General features: G+C 59.7%; 12 protein-coding genes. All 12 read right to left on the minus strand.

Annotation, left to right across the window (positions count from 1 at the left end):
* Positions 1 to 124: 124 nt before the first annotated feature.
* Positions 125 to 3,646 (minus strand): DNA polymerase III subunit alpha, encoded by a 3,522-nt coding sequence (dnaE, locus tag ACLH0J_RS27300; protein WP_411389869.1) that lies wholly within the window; start codon positions 3,644 to 3,646, stop codon positions 125 to 127.
* A 76-nt stretch (positions 3,647 to 3,722) separates the two neighbouring features.
* Positions 3,723 to 4,355, minus strand: coding sequence for a ribonuclease HII (gene rnhB, locus ACLH0J_RS27305; protein ID WP_411389870.1), 633 nt, complete (start codon positions 4,353 to 4,355; stop codon positions 3,723 to 3,725).
* The gene (gene lpxB, locus ACLH0J_RS27310; protein ID WP_411389871.1) at positions 4,352 to 5,491 is read right to left on the minus strand and encodes a lipid-A-disaccharide synthase; all 1,140 of its coding nucleotides are present in this window, start codon (positions 5,489 to 5,491) and stop codon (positions 4,352 to 4,354) included. Before lpxB ends, rnhB begins: the two co-directional genes overlap by 4 nt.
* A gap of 2 nt (positions 5,492 to 5,493) precedes the next feature.
* Complete coding sequence (gene lpxA, locus ACLH0J_RS27315) at positions 5,494 to 6,270, minus strand: acyl-ACP--UDP-N-acetylglucosamine O-acyltransferase (protein WP_411389872.1); 777 nt, start codon at positions 6,268 to 6,270, stop codon at positions 5,494 to 5,496.
* The gene (gene fabZ / locus ACLH0J_RS27320; protein ID WP_003172281.1) at positions 6,267 to 6,707 is read right to left on the minus strand and encodes a 3-hydroxyacyl-ACP dehydratase FabZ; all 441 of its coding nucleotides are present in this window, start codon (positions 6,705 to 6,707) and stop codon (positions 6,267 to 6,269) included. Before fabZ ends, lpxA begins: the two co-directional genes overlap by 4 nt.
* Positions 6,708 to 6,814: 107 nt before the next feature.
* Positions 6,815 to 7,870 (minus strand): UDP-3-O-(3-hydroxymyristoyl)glucosamine N-acyltransferase, encoded by a 1,056-nt coding sequence (gene lpxD, locus ACLH0J_RS27325; protein WP_411389873.1) that lies wholly within the window; start codon positions 7,868 to 7,870, stop codon positions 6,815 to 6,817.
* 3 nt (positions 7,871 to 7,873) lie between these two features.
* A complete protein-coding gene (locus ACLH0J_RS27330) occupies positions 7,874 to 8,377 on the minus strand; it encodes an OmpH family outer membrane protein (RefSeq protein ID WP_003219314.1) in 504 nt (167 codons plus the stop codon).
* Positions 8,378 to 8,422: 45 nt separating this feature from the next.
* Entirely contained in the window at positions 8,423 to 10,810 is a 2,388-nt protein-coding gene (bamA, locus tag ACLH0J_RS27335; protein WP_411389874.1) for an outer membrane protein assembly factor BamA, read from the minus strand.
* 74 nt (positions 10,811 to 10,884) lie between these two features.
* Positions 10,885 to 12,237 carry a sigma E protease regulator RseP gene (rseP, locus tag ACLH0J_RS27340; protein WP_411389875.1) on the minus strand — a complete coding sequence of 451 codons (1,353 nt, stop codon included), beginning with the start codon at positions 12,235 to 12,237 and terminating at the stop codon, positions 10,885 to 10,887.
* A 53-nt stretch (positions 12,238 to 12,290) separates the two neighbouring features.
* Positions 12,291 to 13,481, minus strand: a complete 1,191-nt coding sequence (gene ispC / locus ACLH0J_RS27345; RefSeq protein ID WP_411389876.1) for a 1-deoxy-D-xylulose-5-phosphate reductoisomerase — start codon at positions 13,479 to 13,481, stop codon at positions 12,291 to 12,293.
* Positions 13,478 to 14,284, minus strand: a complete 807-nt coding sequence (locus tag ACLH0J_RS27350) for a phosphatidate cytidylyltransferase (protein ID WP_411389877.1) — start codon at positions 14,282 to 14,284, stop codon at positions 13,478 to 13,480. The genes ispC and ACLH0J_RS27350 overlap by 4 nt, the downstream gene beginning before the upstream one ends.
* Complete coding sequence (uppS, locus tag ACLH0J_RS27355; protein ID WP_411389878.1) at positions 14,285 to 15,040, minus strand: polyprenyl diphosphate synthase; 756 nt, start codon at positions 15,038 to 15,040, stop codon at positions 14,285 to 14,287.
* Positions 15,041 to 15,043 lie beyond the last annotated feature (3 nt).

The raw sequence follows: 15,043 nt of genomic DNA on the forward strand, positions 1-15,043 counted from the left end.
GGGTCGACGGCCAGGGGTGCCTGGCCAGCCGGTTGTCTATTCGCGCCCTACCTTAAGGGAGAGGCGCATCTAGGTCGAGATTAAATGTTTGGTCGAGATCAGGCGATTTGCCATTACCTGATCGTCAACGGTATTGGAGGAAGACGTTGTCACGACCGAACTGGTCACGCAATGCTTGAATCAAGCCATCAGCGGGATCAATTCGCCAGGTCTCGCCGAACTGCAGCATGGCCTTGGCGTCGTTACCGGTGTATTCCATGGTCACCGGGCATGCGCCACGGTGGCGTTTGAGCAACTCGCCCAACCAGCGTAGCTGATCCCCCTTGAGTGCCTCGGTTTTCACCTTCAGGCGCAGGCTTTCGGCCAGGTTGGTGCGCGCATCTTCCATGCTCATCACCCGCTTGATCCGCAGGCGCAGGCCGCCGGAGAAGTCGTCGTTGCTGACCTCGCCCTCCACCACCACCATGGCATCGGTCTGCAGCAACGACTGCGCCGAATGGAATGCATCGGCAAACAGCGACGCCTCGATCCGGCCGGAGCGGTCGTCGAGGGTGATAAACCCCATCTTGTCGCCCTTTTTGTTTTTCATCACCCGCAGGGCGATGATCATGCCGGCGACGGTCTGGGTGTCGCGCGCCGGTTTAAGGTCGATGATGCGCTGGCGGGCAAAACGGCGGATTTCGCCTTCGTATTCGTCAATCGGATGACCGGTGAGGTACAGGCCCAAAGTGTCTTTTTCACCTTTGAGACGTTCCTTGAGGGTCAGCTCCTTGGCCTTGCGATGGTTGGCGTAGACATCGGCGTCTTCTTCGACGAACAACCCGCCAAACAGGTCGGCATGGCCGCTGTCGTGGGTACGAGCGGTCTGTTCGGCGGCCTTGATCGCTTCTTCCATGGCGGTGAGCAGCACGGCGCGGTTGCGGTCGATATTCGCCTGGTAAGCCTTCGGCTCGTCATGGAAGTAAGGGCCGAGGCGGTCGAGCGCGCCGCTACGGATCAAGCCATCGAGGGTACGTTTGTTGATGCGCTTGAGGTCAACACGCGCGCAGAAATCGAACAGGTCCTTGAAGGGCCCGTCCTGGCGCGCTTCGGTGATCGCCTCCACCGGGCCTTCGCCGACGCCCTTGATCGCGCCCAAGCCATAAATGATGCGGCCTTCGTCGTTTACCGTGAACTTGAACTCCGAGGCGTTCACGTCCGGCGCGTCGAGGCGCAGTTTCATGGTGCGCACTTCCTCGATCAAGGTCACGACCTTGTCGGTGTTGTGCATATCCGCCGACAGTACCGCCGCCATGAACGGCGCCGGGTAATGGGCTTTCAGCCAAGCCGTCTGGTACGACACCAGGCCGTAGGCGGCGGAGTGGGATTTGTTGAAGCCGTAACCGGCGAATTTTTCCACCAGGTCGAAAATGTTACCGGCCAGGTCTGCGTCGATATTGTTGGTCGCGCAACCTTCGATGAAACCGCCACGCTGCTTGGCCATTTCCTCGGGCTTTTTCTTACCCATGGCGCGACGCAGCATGTCCGCGCCACCGAGGGTATAGCCGGCCATCACCTGGGCGATCTGCATCACCTGTTCCTGATACAGGATGATGCCGTAGGTCGGCGCCAGAACGGGCTTGAGGCCTTCGTACTGATAGTCGGAGTGCGGGTACGCCAACTCGGCGCGACCGTGCTTACGGTTGATAAAGTCGTCCACCATGCCCGATTGCAGCGGCCCCGGACGGAACAGGGCCACCAGTGCGATCAAGTCTTCCAGGCAGTCGGGCTTGAGCTTTTTGATCAGCTCTTTCATGCCGCGGGATTCCAGCTGGAACACCGCCGTGGTTTCGGCTTTTTGCAGCAACGTGTAGGTCGGCTTGTCGTCCAGCGGGATAAACGCGATATCCAGCGGTTCCTCGCCGACCTTGGCACGGTCGCGGTTGATGGTCTTGAGCGCCCAGTCGATGATCGTCAGGGTTCGCAGGCCCAGGAAGTCGAACTTCACCAGGCCGGCCGCCTCCACGTCGTCCTTGTCGAACTGAGTAACCAGGCCACCGCCTTCTTCATCGCAATAGATCGGCGAAAAGTCAGTCAGCTTGGTCGGCGCGATCACCACACCGCCGGCGTGTTTACCGACGTTACGCACCACACCTTCGAGCTTGCGCGCCATGTCCCAGATTTCGGCGGCTTCTTCATCGACCTTGATGAAGTCGCGCAGGATCTCTTCCTGCTCGTAGGCTTTTTCCAGAGTCATGCCGACTTCGAACGGAATCATCTTCGACAGACGATCCGCCAGGCCGTAGGACTTGCCCTGCACCCGCGCCACGTCACGGATAACCGCTTTGGCCGCCATGGAACCGAACGTGATGATCTGGCTCACAGCGTTGCGACCATACTTCTCGGCCACGTATTCGATCACGCGGTCGCGACCGTCCATGCAGAAGTCGACGTCGAAGTCGGGCATGGAAACCCGTTCGGGGTTCAGGAACCGTTCGAACAGCAGGTCATATTCCAGCGGGTCGAGGTCGGTGATCTTCTGCACATAGGCCACCAGCGAACCGGCACCTGACCCCCGGCCCGGACCTACCGGCACGCCGTTGTTCTTGGCCCACTGGATAAAGTCCATCACGATCAGGAAGTAACCGGGGAATCCCATCTGGATGATGATATCCAGCTCGAAATTCAGCCGGTCGATATAGACCTGACGCTTGGCTTCGTAATCTTCGGTGGTGTCCTTGGGCAACAGGACCGAGAGGCGCTCCTCCAGGCCATCGAAGGAGACCTTGCGGAAATACTCGTCGATGGTCATGCCATCGGGAATCGGGAAGTTGGGCAGGAAGTGCTTGCCCAGCTTCACTTCGATATTGCAACGCTTGGCGATCTCGACGGAGTTTTCCAGGGCCTCGGGCAGGTCGCTGAACAGCTCGGCCATTTCTTCGGCGCTTTTGAGGTACTGCTCCTCGCTGTAGTTCTTTGAACGTCGCGGGTCATCCAGGGCCCGGCCTTCGCCGATGCACACACGGGTTTCGTGGGCTTCGAAATCTTCCTTCTTGATAAAGCGCACATCGTTGGTCGCCACCAGCGGCGCGCCCAGCTTGTCGGCCAGGGCTACCGCCGCGTGCAGATGTTCTTCGTCGTTGGGACGGTTGGTGCGCTGGACTTCCAGGTAAAAGCGATCAGGAAAGACCTGCATCCACTCACGCGCCAGCACTTCGGCCTCATGGGGATTACCGCCCAGCAGCGCGATACCGATCTCGCCCTCTTTGGCGGCCGACAGCATGATCAGCCCTTCGCTGGCCTCCGCAACCCACTCGCGCTCGATGATGATCGAACCGTTGCGCTGGCCGTCGATGAAACCACGGGAAATCAGCTCAGTGAGGTTGCGATAACCGACGCCGTTCATCGCCAGCAGGCTGATGCGGCTCAAGGGGTTATCCGGGTCTTTGTTGGACAGCCACAGGTCGGCGCCGCAGATCGGTTTGATACCGGCGCCCATGGCGTTCTTGTAGAACTTGACCAGGGAACACATGTTGTTCTGATCGGTGACCGCAACCGCAGGCATATTCATGCCCACCAGGGTTTTGACCAGCGGTTTGATCCGTACCAGGCCGTCGACCAGGGAGTATTCAGTGTGCAGGCGTAGATGAACGAATGAAGCCGGCATAGTGATCCTGTCTAAAAACGTGGAGACAACAAGGCCCGGATTGTACCGGGCCTTGGCAAAAACATCAGCCTCGCGACTAAACCTCGCTCAGGCTCCCGCGCATCTCGTAAGCCAGGCGAACCGGGGCGAACGAGCGTCGGTGGATCGGCGTTGGGCCGAGACGGGCCAGGGCGTCCAGATGAACGGGCGTGGGGTAGCCTTTATGGCCCGCGATGCCGTAGCCGGGGTAGATCAGTTCAAACGCGGCCATTTCACGATCGCGGCTGACCTTGGCCAGGATCGAGGCCGCCGCAATGGCTGGCACCTTGCTGTCGCCCTTGACCACCGCTTCCGCCGGCATCGCCAGTTTGGGGCAACGGTTGCCGTCGATCATCGCCAGTTTTGGCGTGATGTGCAGGCCTTCGACCGCGCGTTGCATGGCGAGCATGGTGGCGTGGAGGATGTTCAACTCGTCGATCTCTTCGACTTCGGCCCGGGCGATATGCCAGCTCAAGGCCTTTTCACAGATCTCGTCGAAGAGTTTTTCGCGACGCGCTTCGGTGAGTTTTTTCGAGTCATTGAGGCCGAGGATCGGACGGTTCGGGTCAAGAATCACCGCCGCGGTGACCACCGCGCCACAGAGCGGGCCACGCCCGACCTCATCCACGCCGGCCACCAGTTCGTGGGCTTGTGCGACCAGACTGAAATCCAGGCCCATTTGCGTCGTCATAGGGCTTCCTGTTTGTGGCCGATCAAGGTCAGCACAGCATCCGCCGCCTGGTTTGACGCATCACGCCGCAAGGTACGGTGGATATCGTCGAAACCACGGGTCTGTTCTTCGCCGCCATCGATCAAGGGCAGTAGCGTTTGTGCGAGGGCCTCGGGCGTTGCATCGTCCTGCAACAACTCCGGCACCAACAAACGCTGGGCCAGCAAGTTGGGCAACGAGATGTAGGGGCTTTTAACCATGCGCTTGAGAATCCAGAACGTCAGCGGCGCCAGGCGGTAAGCCACGACCATCGGACGCTTGTACAGCAACGCCTCCAGAGTCGCAGTACCCGACGCGATCAGCACCGCATCACACGCCGCCAGAGCCAGATGCGACTGGCCGTCGAGCAGGGTCAATGGCAGGTTGCGGCCTTCCAGCAGGGTTTCGATCTGCGCGCGACGCTGTGGGCTGGCACAGGGCAACACGAAACGAACCCCGGGCTTCAGGGCCTGAAGGCGTTCGGCGGCATCGAAAAACACGCTAGCCAAACGGCCGACTTCGCCACCACGACTGCCCGGCATCAGCGCCACGAGCGGACCGTCAGGCAAGCCCAGTTCGGCCCGCGCTACGCTGCGATCAGCCTGCAAAGGGATGGCGTCGGCCAAGGTGTGCCCGACAAAACGCACCGGCACACCCTGCTCTTCGTAGAACTTGGCCTCGAACGGCAGCAAGGTCAGCATCAGGTCGCAGCCTTCGCGGATCTTCAGTACGCGCTTCTGCCGCCACGCCCATACGGACGGGCTGACGTAGTGCACCGTCTTGATTCCGGCCTGACGCAACTTGAGTTCGATATTGAGCGTGAAATCCGGCGCGTCGATTCCGACAAACACGTCAGGTTTTTCTTCGATCAGGGTCTGAATCAGAAGCTTGCGGCGAGCCAGCAGCTCACGCAGGCGACCCAGCACCTCGACCAGCCCCATGACCGACAGGCGCTCCATGGGAAAGTAAGAAGTGAGGCCCTCGGCCTGCATCAGCGGGCCACCGACACCGATAAACTCGACCGCCGGATGCTGGGCCTTGAGCGCCCGCATGAGACCTGCGCCAAGAATGTCGCCGGAAGCTTCTCCGGCGACCAGCGCGATACGCAGATTGGCCATGATCAGCGGGTGATGCCGCGGGTCGACGCCTGGATCGAGTCACGGAACACCGCGACTTCCGGGAACAACGCTGCGGACTCGGCCAGTTGGGTCAGCGCCTGGTCCACCGTCAGCCCCTGGCGATAGACCACCTTGTAGGCGCGGCGCAGGGCATGGATGGTGTCTTCGCTGAAACCACGGCGACGCATGCCTTCGAAGTTCATGCTGCGGGCTTCGGCAGGGTTGCCGAACACCGTGACGAACGCCGGAACATCCTTGCCGATGGCGGTCCCCATGCCGGAAAAGCTGTGGGCACCGATATGGCAGTACTGATGCACCAGCGTGAACCCAGACAGGATGGCCCAGTCATCAACGTGCACATGGCCAGCCAGTGCGGTGTTGTTGACCAGGATGCAGTGGTTGCCGATCACGCTGTCGTGGCCGATGTGGGCATAGGCCATGACCAGGTTATGGTCACCCAACGTGGTTTCAGCACGATCCTGCACAGTGCCACGGTGAATGGTCACACCTTCACGGATGATGTTGTGATCACCGATTACCAGGCGCGTTTCTTCACCTTTGTACTTCATGTCCGGTGTGTCTTCGCCTACCGAAGAGAACTGGTAGATGCGATTGTGTCTGCCAATGCGGGTCGGCCCTTTGAGGATCACGTGCGGCCCGATGACAGTCCCCTCGCCGATTTCCACACCTGCGCCGACGATCGACCAAGGGCCGACCTCAACGTCGGCGGCCAGTACGGCCGACGGATCGATGATTGCGCGAGGGTCAATCAAACTCATAGTTTGCGTTCCGCGCAGATGATTTCGGCGGAGCACACCGGCTTGCCATCCACCGAAGCCTGGCATTCAAACTTCCAGATCTGGCGCTTGCAGCTGATGAACTTGGCTTCCAGGATCAACTGGTCACCCGGGGTGACCGGGTTGCGGAAACGCAACTTGTCGGAGCCCACAAAATAATAAAGCGTGCCGTCGGCAGGCTTGAGATCGAGCATTTTGAAACCAAGGATACCGGCAGCCTGGGCCATCGCTTCGATGATCAACACGCCCGGCATGATGGGATGCGCGGGAAAGTGACCGTTGAAGAACGGTTCGTTGATGCTGACATTCTTGTAGGCACGAATGCGCTTTTCCTCAACATTGAGGTCCACCACGCGATCCACCAGCAGGAACGGGTAACGGTGAGGCAGGTATTCGCGAATCTCGTTGATGTCCATCATTTCGGAGGGAAGCCTGTAATAAAGATTGGGGGCGGACTAAAAGTACGCCCCGCTAGCAAATCAAGGAGGCAGTCTAGCGGCTGTGCACACTTGATATGGAAATGGTATCAGCCTTCTGATGAAGCATTACCGCCAGGGGTCACGTCTCCAACACGCTTTTCCAGCTGCTTGAGGCGTCGAGCCATGTCGTCGAGATGCCTCAAACGTGCTGCGCTCTTGCGCCATTCAGCTGCGGGCTGCATGGCGGTACCGGAAGAATAGGCACCCGGCTCGGTGATCGAGTGGGTCACCATGGTCATGCCCGTGATGAAAACGTTGTCGCAAATTTCGATATGCCCCACCAGCCCTACGCCACCGGCGAGCATGCAATGCTTGCCGATTTTGGTGCTGCCGGAAATCCCGACGCACGCGGCCATGGCGGTGTGATCGCCAATCTGCACGTTGTGGGCGATCTGGATCTGGTTGTCGAGCTTTACGCCATTACCGATCACGGTATCGGCCAGAGCCCCGCGATCCACAGCCGTATTGACGCCGATCTCAACGTCGTCGCCGATCAATACGCCGCCGACCTGGGCAATCTTGTTCCAGATACCTTTGGCATTGGCAAAGCCGAAGCCTTCGCCACCAATGACCGCACCGGATTGAATGACCACACGCTCACCGATACGCACATCGTGGTACAGGGTCACGCGGGGAGCCAACCAGCCGTCAACACCGATTTCGCAGCGCGCGCCGATAAAGCAATGCGCACCCACCGTTACACCGGCGGCAATGCGTGCACCGCTCTCGATCACCGCAAAGGCACCGATGCTGGCCGCAGGGTGAACCTGGGCATCATCGGCAATAACCGCTGACGGATGAATACCGCCGGCCGCCTTGGGCTTAGGATCGAACAGGTGTGACACCCGCGCATACGCCAGGTACGGATCGGCCACCACCAGCGCATCCCCGGCAAACCCTTCGGCGTCAGCGGCTTTGAGCAACACGGCTGCGGCTTGGCTGTCGACCAGGTATTTACGGTATTGGGGGTTTGCGAGGAAGCTCAACTGAGCTGGGCCAGCCTCCTGCAAGGTGGCTAGCCCAGTAATTTCCTTCTCCGGGGAACCACGCAAGGTGGCGCCCAGGAACTCGGCCAACTCGCCGAGCTTGATAATCGCGGTCATGGCTTACTTCAGCTGGTTCATGCGCTCGATCACCTGACGGGTGATGTCGTATTGAGGCTTGACGTCGATCACAGCGCCACGCTCGAAAACCAGGTCAAAGGCACCTTTCTTGATGACTTCTTCCACAGCGCTGTCGAGTTTCGGCTTCAACTGTTTCAGCATTTCACGGTCGGCAACAGCCTTGGCTTCGTTCAGTTCTTTGGACTGGAACTGATAGTCACGGGCCTTTTGCTTGAATTCAAGCTCCAGACGCTCGCGCTCGCCTTGCTGCATCTTGTCGCCACCAGCGACCAGACGGTCCTGAATCCCCTTGGCACTGCTTTCCAGGGTCTTGAGTTTGGTCAGTTGCGGACCGAACTTCTTCTCGGCGTCCACGGCGTACTTCTTGGCCGCATCGGATTCCAGCAGGGCCATCTGATAGTTCAGGACGGCAATTTTCATTTCGGCGAAGGCCGGGGTCGCTACCAGCACGGTTGCCAGCAGAACCAATTGAGTCAACTTACGCACGATGTACTCCTACAGAATCCGTTGTCGTTATCTTAGGTCAGGCGCTTAGAACGTCTGGCCGAGGGAGAATTGGAAAATCTGGGTTTCAGCGTTATCCGGTTTCTTGATCGGCATGGCCAGAGCAAAGCTCAATGGGCCAAGCGCGGTCACCCAGGTCACACCAACACCCACGGAACTCGCCATGTTGCTGAGGCTCACATCGTTGCACTGGGTGTTCGATTTCACGCCGCTCGGGTTGGTGACCTGCTCGCACTTGGAGTCGAACACGTTACCCACGTCCCAGAAAACCGAAGTACGCAGGGACCGCTGGTCTTTAACGAACGGCAGCGGGAACAGAATCTCCGCACCGCCCTGGATCAACACGTTACCACCGAATGGCAGCGCACTCGTATCCGAGTCCGCCACGGTTCCGGTGTTACCGGTGACGCCTACACCACGGCTCGGCGTACCACGAGGGCCCAGGGTGCTGTCCTTGAAGCCACGAACCGAGTTGAAACCACCCGCATAGTAGTTCTCGTAGAACGGCAGCCCGTTGGTTGAACCATAACCGTCACCATAGCCCAACTCAGTGTGCAGGCGCATGGTGTAGTTATCGCTCAGCGGCTGGAACAACTGGCCACGGTAGTCGAGTTTGAAGAACGACAGGTCGCTGCCCGGCGTCGTCGCTTCCAGGGTCAGGCTCTGGGAGTGACCACGTGTGGCGAGCACGCCTTTGTTAAGCGTCGACTCGGACCAGCCGGCGGACGCCTTGAAGTTCAGGAACTTGTCGCCTTCCTTGCGAGTGAAGTCGAAGATTTCATCCACGGTGTAAACACCGGTCTTGATCTCATCCTGCTGCGCAGTCAGGCCGAAGGTCAGACGCGAAGTCTCGCTGATCGGGTAACCGATGTTCGCACCCACACCCAGGCTGTCGATCGCATAGCTTGCAACGTCAACGTCGAGGTCTTTGTAGTCGGTGGTGCGGTAGAAGGCGTTGTAGCCCAGGCTCACGCCGTCGGCAGTCCAGTAGGGGTCGACATAACCGAAGTTATAGCGGCTCTGGTATTCGCTGCGGGTCAGGCCGATGGAGACTTTGTTACCGGTACCCAGGAAGTTGTTCTGGGTAATCGAACCACCAAGGATCAGACCGGCACTCTGGGCGAATCCGACGCTGGCGGTGATGGAACCCGACGCCTGCTCTTCCACGGCGTAGTTCACGTCAACCTGGTCGTCCACACCCGGTACAGCCGGAGTCTCGACGTTCACTTCCTTGAAGAAGCCCAGGCGCTCGAGACGGGTCTTGGACTGGTCGATCAGGTAAGTCGAAGCCCAGCCACCTTCCATCTGACGCATTTCACGACGCAGCACTTCGTCAGCGGACTTGGTGTTGCCACGGAAGTTGATGCGGTTCACATAGGCACGCTTGCCAGGGTCGACGACGAAGGTGATGTCCACAGTGTGGTCATCATCGTGCGGAGTCGGCACGCCGTTGACGTTGGCGAAGGTGTAACCCTCGTTACCCAGACGACGAGTGATCAGTTCGGACGTGGTGGTCATCAGCTTGCGCGAGAACACCTGGTCTTTCTGCACCAGCAGCAGGGCCTTGACTTGGTCTTCAGGCACCTTCAGGTCGCCACTGAGCTTGACGTCACGAACCTTGTATTTCTCGCCTTCGTTGACGTTGACGGTAATGTAGACGTGCTTCTTGTCCGGCGTGATGGACACCTGGGTCGAAGCGATATCCATGTTGATATAGCCACGGTCCAGGTAGTAGGAACGCAGGCGCTCCAGGTCACCGGAGAGTTTTTCACGGGCGTACTTGTCATCGTTCTTGAAGAACGACAACCAGTTGGTGGTCTTGAGTTCGAACAGGTCGACCAGGTCTTCGTCAGCGAACTTGGTATTGCCCACCACGTTGATGTGCTGGATGGCCGCCACGGTGCCTTCGTTGATGTTGACCTTGAGGCCGACACGGTTACGAGGCTGGGGTATCACTTCCGTTTCCACGGTCGCGGAGTAGCGACCCTGGGCAACGTACTGACGTTGCAGTTCGTTACGCACACCCTCAAGGGTGGCGCGCTGGAAGATTTCGCCCTCGGCCAGACCGGATTGCTTCAAGCCTTTCATCAGGTCTTCAGTGGAGATCGCCTTGTTGCCTTCGATCTCGATACTGGCGACGGAAGGTCGCTCGACGACGGTGATGACCAGGACATTGCCTTCGCGACCCAGTTGGATATCTTGAAAGAAACCGGTTTTGAACAGCGCACGAGTGGATTCCACCAGGCGACGGTCATCAGCCTGTTCCCCAACGTTCAACGGCAAGGCGCCAAAGACGCTACCCGCGGAAACCCGCTGGAGGCCGTTGACGCGAATATCGGAGATGGTGAAGGACTCGGCGTGAACTTCGGCGATCATCAATACGGTGAGAACCGCAGTTAGCAGCAGACGTTTCATGAAGTCCTTTCTTATTCCAACTGGCAATAAACAAACTGCCGCAAAATGCGGCAGATTCGCAATTCAGCGAAGCGTTACAGACGACCCAGATCGTTGACCAGAGCTAACAACATCACCCCGACCACCAAACTGATACCGATCTGTATCCCCCAACCCTGCACCCGATCCGACAAGGGGCGACCACGCACCCACTCGACCAGATAAAACAACAGATGCCCCCCATCCAATACAGGAATGGGCAACAAATTCAGAACACCCAGGCTGATACTCAGATAAGCCAGGAAATTCAGGAAATCCGCGACACCCGACTGGGCAGAAGCGCCCGCCACTTTAGCAATGGTTATCGGCCCACTCAAGTTTTTTACCGAGAGCTCGCCGAACAACATTTTCTTGAGCGATTCGAGAGTCAGCACACTCATGGTCCAGGTGCGTCGCACGCCCTCGCCAATCGCGGCCAACGGCCCGAAACTGACCTCTCGTACCATCGAGGGCGGCCACTCCGGACTCTTGACCCCGGCACCAAGGTAACCCCCGGCCGCCTTGGCTTCCCCGCGTACCGACAGGGTCACGGGAACGTCGATTTGAGCACCGTCGCGTTCAATTTTCAGCACAATTTTGGTATCTGGACGTACACGCACCAAGTCGACGACTTGCTGCCAGTCCCCCAACACCTGCCCATCAAGGGCCAACAATCGGTCACCGGTTTTCAGACCTGCGGCCTGGGCCGGCCCTTTCGGGTCCAGCTCAGCGAGCACCGGCGGCAGCGCCGGACGCCACGGACGGATGCCCAGGGATTTGATCGGGTCAGGCTCGTCAGCCCCCTTGAGCCAGTGGTCCAGGGCCAATTCTCGCGGGCTTTCGGTGCTGGAGTCCTGCTCGCGCACCACCACGTTGACGGTGCCGCTTTCGCCCAGGCGACGGACCAACTGCAAATTGACCGCCCCCCAACCGGTGGTGGGTTCGCCATCAATAGAAACAATTTCCTGCCCGGCGACCAATCCAGCCTTCGCCGCCATGCTGTCCGCCTCAACCGCACCGATAACCGGGCGTATCTGTTGGCTGCCAAGCATGGCCAGAACCCAGAAAAACACCATCGCCAACAGGAAGTTGGCAATCGGACCGGCAGCAACGATAGCGATACGCTGACGAACGGTCTTGCGATTGAAGGATTGGTCCAACTGATCCGCCGGTACTTCGCCTTCGCGTTCGTCAAGCATCTTGACGTAACCGCCCAACGGGATGGCGGCAATCACGAATTCGGTGCCCCGGCGGTCGTGCCAGCGCAGCAGCGGCATGCCGAAACCGACGGAAAAGCGCAGTACCTTGACGCCGCAACGACGCGCCACCCAGAAGTGGCCGAACTCGTGGAAGGTAACCAGCACACCCAGAGCAACCAGGGTGCCGACAATCATGTAAAGCGCACTCATCTAATTTCTCCGCATTCCAATCCAGTGCCTGAAGGCTCAAGCGCGCCGATAGGCTAACGCGCGTTGCGGCTCAACCATTGTTCGGCCAGGACCCGGGCCTTGGTATCCGCCTCGAATACTGCCCCCAGGTCATTCACAGCCACTACGGGCTCCAGACCCAGGACGTCCTCGATGATACTCGCGATCTGCGGAAAGCGGATGCGCCGTTCGAGAAACGCCGCCACCGCCACTTCATTGGCCGCATTGAGCATCGCCGGCGCGCTGTTCCCCGCCTCCGCCGCTTGCCGCGCCAGGCGCAGACAGGGAAAGCGTTGCTCATCCGGGGCTTCGAAGTCCAGCCGGGCAATCGCAAACAGGTCCAATGATGCCACACCGGAATCAATCCGCTCCGGCCAGGCCAGGGCATTGGCGATTGGCGTACGCATATCGGGATTGCCCAACTGCGCCAAAACCGAACCGTCCACATAGTCGACCAGGGAATGAATCACACTTTGCGGGTGAACCACCACCTCGACCTGATCAGGCCGCGCATCAAACAGCCAGCATGCCTCGATCAACTCCAGGCCCTTGTTCATCATGCTTGCCGAATCCACGGAAATCTTGCGCCCCATGGACCAGTTAGGGTGCGCGCACGCCTGATCGGGAGACACATGCTCCAGCTCTTCCAGCGGGGTTTGCCGGAAAGGACCACCGGAGGCGGTCAATAGAATCCGACGCACGCCCACATGGCTCAGGCCGCGGGCAAAGTCACCGGGCATGCACTGAAAGATTGCGTTGTGCTCACTGTCGAGGGGCAACAGTACCGCGCCACTTCTACGCACAGCCTGCATGAAGAGCGCGCCCGACATAACCAGTGCTTCTTTGTTCGCCAGCAGGATTTTCTTGCCGGCATCGACCGCCGCCAAGGTCGGGCGCAAGCCGGCGGCGCCGACAATGGCCGCCACCACCGTATCCACCTCGGCATCGGCCGAGACCTGACACAACCCCTCCTCCCCCACCAGCACTTGAGTGGACAGCCCGGCAGCCCGCAGTTCCTCCTGCAGCCCCCGCGCAGCCGCAACCTCAGGCACGACAGCGAAGCGCGGCCCGTGGCGCACGCACAGGGCCAGCAATTCGCTCAGGCGCGAGAACCCGGTCAGAGCGAAGACTTGATAACGATCAGGGTGGCGAGCGATCACATCCAGGGCGCTCAGCCCTACCGAGCCGGTGGCCCCCAGTACGGTCACTTGCTGCAGGCGGCTCACGAAGCGGTCATCCACAAGAGCACAGCGAAGATCGGGATAGCCGCGGTAAGGCTGTCAATGCGGTCCAGCACCCCCCCATGACCCGGCAGCAGATTGCTGCTGTCCTTGATCCCGGCCTGGCGCTTGAACATGCTTTCAGTGAGGTCACCCACCACCGAAATAAATACCACCACGGCCGTGCCCAGCAGCGCCAGGACGATGTCCTTGATCGACCAGTCGCGCACCAGCCCCACAACCAGCGTGATCGCCAACGTCAAAGCCAGGCCGCCGTAGACCCCCTCCCAGCTCTTGCCCGGGCTGACCGCCGGCGCCAGCTTGCGCTTGCCGAATGCCCGACCGGAGAAATAGGCGCCGATATCAGCCCCCCAGACAAGCACCATCACGGCCATGATCAACCAGTTGCCCATGGGCGAATGCTTGATCAGCACCAGCCCTTGCCAGGCCGGCAACAGGATCAACAGACCGATTACCAGCTTGCAGGCCACGCTGGACCAATGGCTGCTGGTCTGCGGATAGGTCAGCACCAGGAAAGTCGCCAATGCCCACCACAGTACCGCCGCCCCCAACACCCAGGGCGCAACGTCGGGCAGGATATACATCAGGAACAGTAATAGCGCGACGGCGGCGGCATACACCACACGTGACAACTGCGTGCCGAAACCCGCCAGGCGCGCCCACTCCCAGGCTCCCAGGGTTACGACCAGGCCGATAAACAGCGCAAAGCCGGAGCCCTCGAGCAGGAAAAACCCACACAAGGCGATCGGTAACAGGATCAGTGCCGTGATGATTCGTTGTTTAAGCATTTAAACCCGGGCTCCAGCTTCGATCTGTTCGCTCGTTTTACCGAAGCGACGCTGACGGGAAGCGAAATCGGCCAGCGCAGTGCGCATGGCATCGTGTTTGAAGTCCGGCCAGAACAGGTCGGAGAAGTACAGCTCGGTATAGGCCAACTGCCACAACAGGAAGTTGCTGATGCGGTGCTCGCCACCGGTACGGATGCACAAGTCCGGCAACGGCAGGTCGCCGGTCACCAGACAGGTTTGCAACAGCTCGGGGGTGATATCGTCCGGGCGCAGATGCCCGGACTGCACTTCACGGGCCAGCCGTTGGGCGGCCTGGGCAATATCCCACTGCCCGCCGTAGTTGGCTGCAATCTGCAGCACAAAACGGCCGACACCGGCAGTGATCGCCTCGGCCTCGCGCATGGCCGCTTGCAGTTCCGGGTGGAACCGCGAGCGATCACCGATGATGCGCAGGCTGATGTTGTTCTCGTTGAGGCGCTTGGCCTCCCGACGCAGGGCCTTGAAGAACAGGTCCATCAAGGCACTGACTTCTTCGGCGGGCCGCTGCCAGTTCTCACTGGAGAAGGCAAACAGGGTCAGGACTTCGACCTTGGCCTCGGCGCACACCTCGATCACAGCCCGAACCGCATCAACCCCCGCTTTATGCCCTGCGACACCCGGCAAAAAGCGCTTCTTCGCCCAGCGATTATTACCATCCATGATGATCGCGACATGGCGCGGCACCACGGAGGGCACAGTCTGCTTGGTCTTTTCCATGAA

The sequence above is a fragment of the Pseudomonas sp. MPB23 genome (assembly GCF_046605395.1).
GTDB lineage: Bacteria > Pseudomonadota > Gammaproteobacteria > Pseudomonadales > Pseudomonadaceae > Aquipseudomonas.

What these genes read in the sequence shown, in the direction of transcription:
- fabZ (WP_003172281.1), bottom strand. Translation starts at nt 6,707, where the DNA reads ATGATGGACATCAACGAGATTCGCGAATACCTGCCTCACCGTTACCCG.
- rseP (WP_411389875.1), bottom strand. Translation starts at nt 12,237, where the DNA reads ATGAGTGCGCTTTACATGATTGTCGGCACCCTGGTTGCTCTGGGTGTG.
- bamA (WP_411389874.1), bottom strand. Translation starts at nt 10,810, where the DNA reads ATGAAACGTCTGCTGCTAACTGCGGTTCTCACCGTATTGATGATCGCC.
- rnhB (WP_411389870.1), bottom strand. Translation starts at nt 4,355, where the DNA reads ATGACGACGCAAATGGGCCTGGATTTCAGTCTGGTCGCACAAGCCCAC.
- lpxD (WP_411389873.1), bottom strand. Translation starts at nt 7,870, where the DNA reads ATGACCGCGATTATCAAGCTCGGCGAGTTGGCCGAGTTCCTGGGCGCC.
- uppS (WP_411389878.1), bottom strand. Translation starts at nt 15,040, where the DNA reads ATGGAAAAGACCAAGCAGACTGTGCCCTCCGTGGTGCCGCGCCATGTC.
- lpxA (WP_411389872.1), bottom strand. Translation starts at nt 6,270, where the DNA reads ATGAGTTTGATTGACCCTCGCGCAATCATCGATCCGTCGGCCGTACTG.
- ACLH0J_RS27350 (WP_411389877.1), bottom strand. Translation starts at nt 14,284, where the DNA reads ATGCTTAAACAACGAATCATCACGGCACTGATCCTGTTACCGATCGCC.
- lpxB (WP_411389871.1), bottom strand. Translation starts at nt 5,491, where the DNA reads ATGGCCAATCTGCGTATCGCGCTGGTCGCCGGAGAAGCTTCCGGCGAC.
- dnaE (WP_411389869.1), bottom strand. Translation starts at nt 3,646, where the DNA reads ATGCCGGCTTCATTCGTTCATCTACGCCTGCACACTGAATACTCCCTG.